An 11086-nucleotide genomic window follows, 5' to 3' on the forward strand; every position below is an offset into this window, starting at 1 on the left:
AGCGGCGCAGCATCAATGCGCCGGATGGCAAGAACTTCCAGAGGTTTCCACTGGCGGGCCGCCCTTCCCCCGGCGGACCCGCCATGACGACAGGAGCACCGATGCGCATCCGTACCGCGGGTGTGGTCGCCCTCTTCGCCCTGGCGCTCGCCGCCTCAGGCTGCGGTGGCGACAGCGACGAGCCGGCCGCGAAGGACACCCCCAAGGCCGCCGGCGGCAAACTGGTGATCTGGGCGGACGACAAGCGGACCGCCGCACTCAAGCCGTTCGCCGAGAAGTTCGGCCAGGAGAACGGCGTCAGCGTCGAGGTCCAGGCCGTCCCGAACGAGGACCTCCAGAACAACTTCGTGACCGTGTCGAGCCAGGGCGGCGGCCCGGACGTGGTGATCGGCGCGCACGACTGGATCGGCAACCTGGTCCAGAACGGTGCCATCGACCCGGTGCAGCTGTCCGACGAGCAGAAGGCCGCCTTCAACGAGACCGCCGTCAAGGCCGTCACGTTCAACGGTCAGCTCTACGGCGTGCCTTACGCCCAGGAGAACCTGGCGCTGATCCGCAACACCGAACTGGCCCCCGAGGCACCGAAGACGATCGAGGACCTGGTCGCCACCGGCAAGCAGCTCAAGGCGCAGAAGAAGGTCACCGAGACGCTCTGCCTCCAGGTCGGCCAGAAGGGTGACGCGTACCACATCTACCCGCTGTACAGCTCGGCCGGCGGTTACCTCTTCGGCACCACCGCGAACGGCGACTACGACCCGAAGGACCTGGGCGTGGGCAAGCCGGAGTCGATCGCCGCGTTCAAGAAGATCGCCGCGCTTGGCGAGAAGGGCGAGGGCGTGCTGAAGCGCTCGATCGCCGACACCAACTCGACCGCCACCTTCACCGGCAAGAAGTGCGCCTTCCTGGTCTCCGGGCCGTGGGCCACCGCCGACGTGAAGAAGGCCGGCATCAAGTACGACGTCTCCGCCGTTCCGGGCTTCGCCGGCGGCAAGGCGGCCGCGCCGTTCGTGGGCGTCCAGTCCTTCTACGTGGCGGCCAAGGGCAAGAACAAGGCTCTCGCCCAGGAGTTCGTCGCCAACCACGTCACCACGCCGGACCTGGCCGTGGCGCTCTACCAGGCCGACCCGCGCCCGCCGGCGCTGACCGCCGCGCTGGACCAGGTCAAGAGCAGCGACCCGGACCTGGCCAAGTTCATCGAGGCCGGCAAGAACGGCCAGGTGCTCCCGGCCATCCCGGCCATGGCCGCGATCTGGGACCCGTTCGGCAAGGCCGAGGCCGCCGTCATCGGCGGCGCCGACCCGACCAGCACGGTTACCGCGGCTGGCAAGACGATCGCCGGTTCGATCAAGTAATGAGCACACCGCTGTCCGGCCCGGGGTCTGCCCAGCAGGCCCCGGGCCGGGGGCCCGTCCGCACCGGGTCCCCGCGCACCTCCCGTACCGCGCGGAACCACGCGCCGATCACCGCGGCCGGCCTCGCCGCGAAGGTGATCCTGCTCGGCCTGGTGGCCGGGATCGCGATCTGGGCGGCCTTCCCGCTCGTGGAGGCCGAGAAGTGGGTCGGGCTGGCGGTGCTGGTGCTGACCACCGCCGCACTGTTCTATCTGTACCTGGGCCGCCGGCACGTCCCGGCGAAGTACCTCATCCCCGGCACGCTCTTCCTGATCGCCTTCCAGATCGTGCCGGTGCTCTACACCGCGAGTACGGCCTTCACCAACTTCGGCGACGGCCACCGCGGCAGCAAGGACGACGCGATTGTCGCGATCCAGAGCTCCTCGGTGAAGCAGGTCCCGGGGTCCACCCAGTACCCGTTGTCGGTAGCCACCACTGGCGACCCGGCCACCGGCGCACTGGTCTTTCTGATCACCAAGCCAGGAACCGACACGGTCTCCGTCGGCGACGCCGGGGGCCTGCGCACGCTCGATCCCGGCGCGGCCACCGTCGGCCCCGGCGGGAAGGTCACCGCGGCCGACGGCTACACAGTGCTGAACTTCGGCCAGGCCAGCGCCCGCAGCAAGGACATCACGGACCTGGTGGTGCCGACCGCCGGAGGCGCGCTGCGCTCGTCCGGCCTGTCCCGGGCGTACGAGGGCAAGGCCGTCCGGGCGTACGACGCCGGCTGCGACTGCGTCAAGGACAGCGACAGCGGCAAGACCTGGACCGCGGACGGCGAGGTCGGCGCGTTCGTCGCCGCCGACGGCGAGCGGCTGGCCCAGGGTTGGAAGGTGAACGTCGGGCTGTCCAACTTCACCCGGGTGCTCACCGACGAGCGGATCTCCGGGCCGTTCCTCGGCACGCTGATCTGGAACTTCGCCTTCGCCATCGGCTCCACCGGCGGCACGTTCATCCTCGGCATGTTGATCGCCCTGGCGCTGCACTCGCCCCGAATGCGGGGCACCAACCTCTACCGGATGTTGCTGATCCTGCCGTACGCCATGCCGTCCTTCGCGATGCTGCTGGTCTGGCGGGACATGTTCAACACCGACTTCGGGCTGATCAACAATCTGTTCGGGCTCAGCGTCGACTGGTTCGGGCAGGACTGGTCGGCCCGCGCCGCGGTGATCCTGGTGCAGCTCTGGCTCGGCTACCCGTACATGTTCCTGGTGGCCACCGGCGCGCTGCAGGCCATCCCACGGGAGTTGACCGAGGCCACCTCGGTGGACGGGGCGTCGCGCTGGCAGTCGTTCCGGGCGGTCACCCTGCCGCTGCTGCTGGTCGCGCTCTCGCCGCTGCTGATCTCGTCGTTCGCGTTCAACTTCAACAACTTCAACGCGATCTACCTGACCACCGAGGGCGCGCCGTTCCCGGCGGACAACCCCAGCAACGGCGCCACCGACCTGCTGATCACCTACACCTACCGGCTGGCGTTCGGCGGGCAGGCCGCACAGTTCGGCTTCGCCGCCGCCATCTCGCTGTTCATCTTCGCCATCGTCGCGGTGGTGTCGGCGGTCAGCTTCCGGCGGACCCGCCAACAGGAGGAGGTGTACGCATGACCATGCTCACCGGCGCCGCCGTCACGGGCGGCGCGAATGGCCCGGCGGCGGTCAACCGCAACGGGGGCAAGCGGAAGAAGCGATGGTTCGCCGAGGTCGGCTGGCGGCACCTGGTCGGCCTGCTCGGCGTGCTGTTCAGTCTCTTTCCGCTCGTGTTCGTCGTCTCGGCGGCGCTCAATCCGCTCGGCACCCTGTCGTCCACCGAGTTGGTGCCGACCGGAGGGGTGTCGTTGGAGAACTTCGAGAACCTGTTCGCGCGCACCGAGTTCGCCCACTGGTTCCTGAACTCGCTGCTCATCGCCGGTGGGGCCGCGTTCGCCTCGGTCTTCCTCTCCGCGCTCGCGGCGTACGCCTTCTCCCGGATGCGGTTCCAGGGGCGACGGGTGGGGTTGCTGTCGCTGCTGTTGATCCAGATGTTCCCGCAGTTCCTGGCGATCGTGGCGATCTTCCTGATCTTCGGCACGATCACCGACCTGTGGCCGGCCATCGGCTTCAACACGCCGTGGGGTCTTTTGCTGCTCTACCTGGGTGGCGCGCTGGGCGTGAACACATGGCTGATGAAGGGCTTCTTCGACACCCTCCCCCGGGAGCTGGACGAGTCGGCCACCATGGACGGCGCCTCACACGCCCAGGTCTTCTTCCGGATCATGCTGCCGTTGGTGGCGCCGATCCTCGCGGTGACCGGGCTGCTCGCCTTCATCAACACCATCAACGAGTTCCTGATGGCGAGCGTCTTCCTCACCGACACGGACGCCAAGACCCTCGCGGTCGGCATGCGGGGCATGTTGCAGGGCGGCGAGCGGAACACCAACTTCGGCATCTTCGCGGCCGGCACCCTGCTGACCGCGATCCCGACGGTGCTGGTGTTCCAGTTCCTCCAGCGGTACATCGTCTCCGGTCTCACCTCCGGCGCCGTGAAGGGATAGGTAGTCGACCGTGGCCGGTCGGCTTGGACGCGCCGACCGGCCTACCCACTACTACAAAGTGTCGTTGATGGGAGAGGATGGGCGGCGTGGAAGCTCTCAGACTCATCCTTCTCTACGTCCATCTGATCGGGTTCGCCCTGCTGCTCGGTGGCTCGATCGCCCAGTACGCCAGCGGTCGGCTGCGGATCAACCCGGCCATGCTGTGGGGCGCGGTGATCCAGCTGCTGACCGGGCTGGGCCTCTCCGCGCCGCTGCGCGGCGGCGGCGACGACGAGCCGAACCCGGCAAAACTTGTGACGAAGTTGGTGATCGCGCTGCTGATCTTCGTCATGGTCTTCTTCTCCCGGAAGCGGGACGTGGTCAACCGCGGTCATTTCCTCGCGATCGTCGGTCTGACCCTGGTCAACGCGGCGGTCGCGGTCTTTTGGCGGTAACGTCCGAGGAGGAAAACGCCTCCAGAAAACGGACGTTGCGGACGCCATGGCGCTCGGTTACCAGCACGAAGAGTGACTTGCCCCACGCAAGGGTTACACCCGGGTAACAGGCGCTCAACAGTCGTGCACGATTGTCGGCCGGTGGGTGGACGCGGGCGTACGCTCCCGTCCGTAACGTGGGACAGCCGGCGGCACACCCGCAGGTCGGCTGATGGGCTGCCACCGCACAAGGCGCGGTGTGCAATGGGAAGGAGACGTCTTGCGCTCGGTGCGTGGGATGCGGATCGCCTCGATCTTCGCGGTGGGTGGGCTCGCGCTCACCGCCGCCGCTTGTGGCGAGGCGCCCAAGGATGACAACAACGCCGGCAGTGGCGCCAAGAAGTTCAGCGCCTGCATGGTGACCGACGTCGGCGGCATCGACGACAAGTCGTTCAACGCTTCGGCCTGGAAGGGCCTGCAGGAGGCCAAGGCCGCCAACGACAACATCGACATCAAGTACGTCGCGTCGAAGGCCGAGGCCGACTACGAGCCGAACCTGACGCAGTTCGTCAACCAGAAGTGCGACTTCATCCTGGCGGTCGGTGGCCTGATGGCCAACGCCACCTCGAAGATCGCCAAGGCGAACCCGAACCAGGAGTTCGGCATCGTCGACGCGAACCCGGGTGACGCCAACGTCTACCCGATGCAGTTCGACACCGCCCAGGCCGCGTTCCAGGCCGGCTACCTGGCCGCCGGGATGAGCAAGAGCGGCAAGGTCGGCACCTACGGTGCCGTGCCGATCCCGCCGGTGACCATCTTCATGGACGGTTTCGTCGACGGTGTGAAGTACTTCAACACCACCAAGGGCAAGAACGTCCAGGCGCTGGGTTGGAACAAGGAGACCCAGAAGGGCTCCTTCTCCAACGCCTTCGACAAGCAGGACGAGGGCAAGAAGGTCTCCGACGCGCTGGTCGCCCAGGGCGCGGACATCATCATGCCGGTCGCCGGCGGCTCCGGCCTCGGCACCACCGCCGCGGCCAAGGCCTCGGGTGGCAAGTACAGCACCATCTGGGTGGACGTCGACGGCTGCGAGAGCACCCCGGACTGCGCGGCGATCATCACCACCGTGGTCAAGAACATCCCGGAGGCCGTCAAGGAGGCCGTGGTCAAGGCCGCCGCCGGTGACAAGCTGCCGGCCAACCCGGGCTTCGTCGGCACCCTGGCCAACAACGGTGTCTCGATCGCCCCGTACCACGACTTCGACAGCAAGGTTCCGGCCGAGCTGAAGGCCGAGGTCGACAAGATCAAGGCGGACATCGCCGCCGGCACCATCACCGTCACCTCGAAGGCCCAGCCGACCAAGTGACAACCGGCCGGCCCCTCCGGTGAGATCATCGGGAGGGCCGGCGGGAGACAGGTACGACCGATCGGCCGCTCCGGCTCTGCGGACACCCCGCGGGGTCGGAGCGGCCGATCGCGCACCACGGCGGCCGGTCCGCTCCGGCCGGTACGACGGCAGCTAGGCTGCACCATCGCTCGCACTCCAGGAGGTTGCGCTGAGACTCGAACTGCGCGGCATCACCAAGCGGTTCGGTGATCTGGTCGCCAACGATCACATCGACCTGACGGTGGAGCCTGGAGAGATTCACGCCCTCCTCGGCGAGAACGGCGCGGGCAAGTCGACACTGATGAACGTGCTCTACGGGCTCTACCAGCCCGACGAGGGCGAGATCCTTGTCGACGGCAAGCCGCTGAAGCTGAAGGGCCCGTCCGACGCGATCGGCGCCGGGATCGGCATGGTGCACCAGCACTTCATGCTGGTGCCGGTCTTCACCGTCACCGAGAACATCATGCTCGGCGCCGAGCAGATCAGGGGCGGCATCGCCGGCTTCCTGGACCGGCGTCGCGCCCGGCGCGAGGTCACCGAGGTGTCCGAGCGCTACAACCTGCGGGTCGACCCGGACGCGGTGATCGAGGACCTGCCGGTCGGCATCCAGCAACGCGTCGAGATCGTCAAGGCGCTCACCCGCGACGTCGACCTGCTCATCCTGGACGAGCCGACAGCTGTGCTCACCCCCCAGGAGACCGAGGAGCTGCTGACGGTCATGCGGTCGCTCAAGGCGGCCGGCAAGTCGATCGTCTTCATCACCCACAAGCTTGGCGAGGTCAAGGCCATCGCCGACCGGATCACCGTGATCCGACGCGGAAAGACAGTCGGCACGGCCTCGCCGGAGGCCAGCCGGGACGAGCTGGCCGCGTTGATGGTCGGGCGCAACGTCCGGCTCACGGTGGACAAGACCCCGGCCACGCCGGGCGACCCGGTGCTGGAGGTGGCCGGGCTGGTCGTCGACGACGACCGGCAGATCCGCGCGGTCGACGGCGTCGACCTGACAGTGCGCGCGGGCGAGGTGCTCGGCGTTGCGGGCGTACAGGGCAACGGTCAGACCGAGCTGATCGAGGCGATCATGGGCCTGCGCCCGGTGCTCGCCGGCACGATCAGCCTGACCGGCGACCGGATCAACGGCTGGAAGCCCAAGAGGGTGCTCCGGGCGGGCGTCGGTTACGTACCCGAGGACCGCAGCGTGGACGGCCTGATCAAGGAGTTCAGCGTCGCGGAGAACCTGGTGCTGGACATCTACGACCGGCCGCCGTTCGGTGCCGGGCTCGCGCTGAAGCCGGACGCGATCGCCGCCTCCGCGAAGGAGCGGATCGAGCAGTTCGACGTTCGTACCTCATCGGCCGACGCGGCGGTGGGCACCCTCTCCGGCGGCAACCAGCAGAAGGTGATCGTGGCCCGGGAGTTGTCCCGGCCGCTGAAGCTCCTCATCGCCGCCCAGCCGACCCGTGGTGTCGACGTCGGGTCGATCGAGTTCATCCACAGCCAGATCATTCACGAACGGGACATCGGCACCGCCGTCATGGTGGTCTCCAGTGAACTCGACGAGGTGATCGGGTTGGCCGACCGGATCGCTGTGATGTACCGCGGCCGGATCATCGGCATCGTCGGCCCGGACACCCCGCGTGAGGAGATCGGCCTGCTGATGGCCGGCATCAGCCCGGACGCGGCCCACGACGCCATCGCAGCACCCGCCGCCGACGAGACTGGAGCGGCGACCGCCGCCGACAGCCCCGGCGTGGCAGATGGGAGCCCGGCGAACGACGCAGGCTCCGCGAGCGAGGACGAGGCATGACCAACCCCAACCCGCAGTCGGGCTCCCCGGACAAGGAGCCGGCGAGCGAGGCGCAGGCCGCGCAGAACGCGCTCGGCAACACCGAACGCGCCGAGGTGGCGACCGAGCCGGACCGCTCGGCGGCGAAGCCGGGCCCGGAGCCTGAGCCGAAGCCGAGCCTGGGCCGGTTGTTCCTGGACAACCTCTGGGCGGCCAACACCTTCACTGTGACGCTGTTGTCGTTGGTGCTGGCGATCGTGGTCGGCGCGGTGCTGATGATCATCTCTGATCCCGACGTGCTCTCCACCTACTCGTACATCACCTCGCGCCCGTCCGACGCGATCAACTCCAGCTGGACGCTCGTCAGCGAGGCGTACGCGAACCTGTTCAAGGGCTCGATCTTCGACCCCGAGGCGTTCTCCGGCTGGCTGGACGGCGCCAACGGCTGGCAGGCCGTGCTCGCGCCGATCTCGGAGACGCTGACCTACGCGGCGCCGCTGGTCTTCACCGGCCTGTCGGTGGCGCTGGCCTTCCGGGGCGGCCTGTTCAACATCGGCGCCCAGGGCCAGGCCACCATCGGCGTGATCATGGCGGCGCTGGCCGGCTTCCTGCTGCCCCTGCCGCCCGGCCTGCACCTGCTGGTGGCGGTGCTGGCCGGCGCGCTGGGCGGAGCGATCTGGGGTTTCATCCCCGGCATCCTCAAGGCCCGTGCCGGCGCGCACGAGGTGATCAACACGATCATGCTCAACTACGTCGCCACGTACTTCCTCACCTGGTTGATCGTGCAGAACGGCGTGCAGGACCCGAACCGCACCGACGCGATCAGCAAGGCGGTCGACACCTCCGCCCAGCTGCCCCGACTGCTCGGCGACAACCTGCGGGTGCACGCCGGCATCCTGCTCGCCGTGCTGGCCACCTGGGCGGTCGCCTGGCTGCTCAACCGCTCGACGCTCGGCTTCGAGCTGCGCGCGGTCGGCGCGAACCCGGACGCCGCCCGGACCGCAGGCATCAGCGTCACCCGGACGTACATCCTGATCATGGTCTTCGCCGGAATCCTGGCCGGCCTCGGCGGCTCGAACATGGTGCTCGGCTCCACCGCCAGCGCGTTGACCCCGCTGGTGGTCGCGCAGATCGGCTTCGACGGCATCCTGGTGGCGCTGCTCGGGCGGGTGAAGCCCTGGGGGGTGCTGCTGGCCGCGCTGTTGTTCGGCGCGCTTCAGGCCGGTGGTAACCGGATGCAGTCGTACTCCGGGATCTCGCTGGAGCTGGTGACGGTGCTCCAGGCGCTGATCGTCATCTTCATCGCCGCACCGGCCCTGGTGAAGGCGATCTTCCAGCTCCGGGCCGCGCGCGCCGCCCGGTTGCAGACGAGCCTGGCGAAGGGCTGGTAACTCATGTCCACCATGGCTGTCCCCGACATCGCGGTCGCCCCGGTCGACGAGGGCTTCTGGACCCGCAGCCGGAAGGTCGGTCTCACGCTGCTGGCGCTCGGCCTGCTGTCAGCGGTGCTCTTCGGCGCGCTCGCCACCGACCAGAAGGCCCGGTTCACGCTCAGCGACGACGCGGCCGGCGCCGCACTGGAGATCAACGGCACGATCGGGGCGATCCTGTTCGGGATCATCACGGTCGCCGCCGGCGCGGCGCTGCTCGCCGGGGTGCCGAAGCGGTGGTTCCTACCCGTGCTCGGCGTCGGGCTGGTCGCCTTCGTGCTGTCGTTCCTCTGCTGGCAGGTCTCCGCCGCCCCGACCGGGCAGAACTTCATGCCGCTGGTCAACATCATCCGGGGCACGTTCATCCTGGCCCTGCCGCTGATCTTCGGCGCGCTCGCCGGGGTGCTCTGCGAGCGGTCCGGCGTGGTCAACGTGGCCATCGAGGGTCAACTGCTGATGGGCGCGTTCAGCGGCGCGCTGTTCGGCAGCATCTCCGGCAGCGTCTGGGTGGGCCTCGTCGCCGCCGCCATCGGTGGGGCGTTCATCTCGCTGCTGCTGGCCGTCTTCGCCATCCGCTACCTGGTCGACCAGGTCGTCATGGGCATCGTGCTGAACCTGCTGGCCGTCGGCGTCACCGGCTTCCTCTACGAGCGGCTGATGCAGACCGACGCCGCGAAGTACAACAGCGCGCCCCGCTTCAGCAACTGGGAGATCCCGCTGCTGAAGGACATCCCGGTGCTCGGGCCGGCGTTGTTCCGCGGCAACATCTTCCTCTACCTCGGGCTGCTCCTGGTCCTGGTGATCCACATCGGGCTGTTCCGCACCCGGTGGGGGCTGCGGACCCGCTCGGTCGGCGAGCACCCGATCGCCGCGGACACGCTCGGCGTCAAGGTGCTGCGGGTCCGCTACCGCAACGTGCTGCTGGCCGGTGTGGTCGCCGGCATCGGCGGCGCCTCCTACACGCTGGCGCTCTACTCGTTCACCAAGAACATGATCGGCGGTAAGGGCTTCATCGCCCTGGCCGCGCTGATCTTCGGCCGGTGGAACCCGACCGGCGCGCTGCTCGCCGCGCTCTTCTTCGGCTTCGCCGACCAGCTCGCCACCTACCTGGGGGCGATCAACAGCGTCATCCCCAGCCAGTTCCTGGCCATGCTGCCGTACCTGGCGACCATCCTGGCGGTCGCCGGGCTGGTCGGCCGGGTCCGGGCACCGGCCGCTGACGGCAAGCCGTACATCAAGGGCTGACGACTATCACCACAGACCGCTGCGCGCCGGGCCGGGGAGCGGCCCTGCCCGCCTCTGACCTGGGCTACTTCGGCAGAATGATGGTATGACCGACATTGACTGGGCGCAGTTGCGCGCCGCCGCCACCGACGCGATGAGGCACGCGTACGCGCCGTACTCGACGTTCCCGGTCGGCGCGGCCGCGCTGGTCGACGACGGCCGCGTGGTGGTCGGCTGCAACGTCGAGAACGCCGCGTACGGGGTGACGCTCTGCGCCGAGTGCGGGGTCGTGTCCAGCCTGCACGCCACCGGTGGGGGCCGGATCGTCGCGCTCTCCTGCGTCGACGCGACCGGCGAGCCGTTGATGCCGTGCGGCCGCTGCCGGCAGCTGCTCTGGGAGCACGGCGGGCCGGAGTGCCTGATCGAGAGCAAGACCCGGCCACTGCGGATGGCCGAGCTGCTGCCGCACGCCTTCGGCGTGGAGGACCTGGAAGCCGTCACCGGTGAGACACCGGTGCCGGTGGTCCCGGAGCGGCTCGCCGCCTGGCGCGGGCGCGGCACCGTCTTCGTGCACCCGGACATGTCCGCTGGTCAGCAGGTCTGGACGGCGTACTGGGAGCGGTCGGCCGGAGACGACGTCGGCGCCGAAACCGGGGTGCTGGAGGAGGCGCCGAGCTGGGACGACCCGGCCGAGGCGATCACCTGGGGCCTGGCCCGGACGCCCCGGGTGGTTGTGGTGGACGCCACCGGCACCATCTTCTGGGCCGGTGAGGGTGAGCCGCCTGCGGAGATTCCGGTGCGCTGGTCTTGAGTGGTTGCGGTTAGGGGCCGGGGCCGACCGTGCCCGGCTCCGGGCGGTCAGGCCAACGGTCCCGGAGTGCAGCACAGCCCGGCCGGCGTTGGCGCCCCGGTTGACGCCGGAGAGCACCAC

General features: G+C 68.9%; 9 protein-coding genes and 1 pseudogene. 9 read left to right on the top strand and 1 reads right to left on the bottom strand.

All coding sequences use genetic code 11. The features are described from left to right. Positions 1-101: 101 nt before the first annotated feature. From AB0B98_RS21220 to AB0B98_RS21260, 9 genes are all read left to right on the top strand, one after another. On the top strand, positions 102-1352 hold the full coding sequence (locus AB0B98_RS21220) for a maltose ABC transporter substrate-binding protein (protein WP_357364680.1): 1251 nt from the start codon (positions 102-104) through the stop codon (positions 1350-1352). Beyond that, positions 1352-2992 (top strand): ABC transporter permease subunit, encoded by a 1641-nt coding sequence (locus AB0B98_RS21225; RefSeq protein ID WP_357364682.1) that lies wholly within the window; start codon positions 1352-1354, stop codon positions 2990-2992. Before AB0B98_RS21220 ends, AB0B98_RS21225 begins: the two co-directional genes overlap by 1 nt. Next, complete coding sequence (locus AB0B98_RS21230; protein ID WP_357364684.1) at positions 2989-3918, top strand: sugar ABC transporter permease; 930 nt, start codon at positions 2989-2991, stop codon at positions 3916-3918. Before AB0B98_RS21225 ends, AB0B98_RS21230 begins: the two co-directional genes overlap by 4 nt. Positions 3919-4004: 86 nt before the next feature. Then, positions 4005-4352: a hypothetical protein gene (locus AB0B98_RS21235; RefSeq protein ID WP_238671145.1), complete on the top strand. Its 348-nt coding sequence runs from the start codon at positions 4005-4007 to the stop codon at positions 4350-4352. A 277-nt stretch (positions 4353-4629) separates the two neighbouring features. Next, the gene (locus AB0B98_RS21240) at positions 4630-5697 is read left to right on the top strand and encodes a BMP family ABC transporter substrate-binding protein (RefSeq protein WP_238671365.1); all 1068 of its coding nucleotides are present in this window, start codon (positions 4630-4632) and stop codon (positions 5695-5697) included. A gap of 250 nt (positions 5698-5947) precedes the next feature. Continuing rightward, positions 5948-7522, top strand: coding sequence for an ABC transporter ATP-binding protein (locus AB0B98_RS21245; protein ID WP_357364689.1), 1575 nt, complete (start codon positions 5948-5950; stop codon positions 7520-7522). After that, positions 7519-8892: an ABC transporter permease gene (locus AB0B98_RS21250; protein WP_238671144.1), complete on the top strand. Its 1374-nt coding sequence runs from the start codon at positions 7519-7521 to the stop codon at positions 8890-8892. Before AB0B98_RS21245 ends, AB0B98_RS21250 begins: the two co-directional genes overlap by 4 nt. Before the next feature lie 3 nt (positions 8893-8895). After that, positions 8896-10176 carry an ABC transporter permease gene (locus AB0B98_RS21255; protein ID WP_357287685.1) on the top strand — a complete coding sequence of 427 codons (1281 nt, stop codon included), beginning with the start codon at positions 8896-8898 and terminating at the stop codon, positions 10174-10176. An 85-nt stretch (positions 10177-10261) separates the two neighbouring features. Next, positions 10262-10966, top strand: a complete 705-nt coding sequence (locus AB0B98_RS21260; RefSeq protein WP_238671142.1) for a cytidine deaminase — start codon at positions 10262-10264, stop codon at positions 10964-10966. 30 nt (positions 10967-10996) lie between these two features. Here AB0B98_RS21260 and AB0B98_RS21265 read toward each other — a convergent pair. Beyond that, a pseudogene (locus AB0B98_RS21265) lies at positions 10997-11086 on the bottom strand (5'/3'-nucleotidase SurE); the annotation flags it as partial.

The sequence above is a fragment of the Micromonospora sp. NPDC048947 genome (assembly GCF_040649495.1).
Classification (GTDB): Bacteria; Actinomycetota; Actinomycetes; order Mycobacteriales; family Micromonosporaceae; genus Micromonospora; species Micromonospora alfalfae.

Excerpts from the sequence above, each read along its gene's own strand:
- AB0B98_RS21230 (WP_357364684.1), top strand. The coding sequence starts at position 2,989 with ATGACCATGCTCACCGGCGCCGCCGTCACGGGCGGCGCGAATGGCCCG.
- AB0B98_RS21250 (WP_238671144.1), top strand. The coding sequence starts at position 7,519 with ATGACCAACCCCAACCCGCAGTCGGGCTCCCCGGACAAGGAGCCGGCG.
- AB0B98_RS21240 (WP_238671365.1), top strand. The coding sequence starts at position 4,630 with ATGCGGATCGCCTCGATCTTCGCGGTGGGTGGGCTCGCGCTCACCGCC.
- AB0B98_RS21255 (WP_357287685.1), top strand. The coding sequence starts at position 8,896 with ATGTCCACCATGGCTGTCCCCGACATCGCGGTCGCCCCGGTCGACGAG.
- AB0B98_RS21220 (WP_357364680.1), top strand. The coding sequence starts at position 102 with ATGCGCATCCGTACCGCGGGTGTGGTCGCCCTCTTCGCCCTGGCGCTC.
- AB0B98_RS21225 (WP_357364682.1), top strand. The coding sequence starts at position 1,352 with ATGAGCACACCGCTGTCCGGCCCGGGGTCTGCCCAGCAGGCCCCGGGC.
- AB0B98_RS21260 (WP_238671142.1), top strand. The coding sequence starts at position 10,262 with ATGACCGACATTGACTGGGCGCAGTTGCGCGCCGCCGCCACCGACGCG.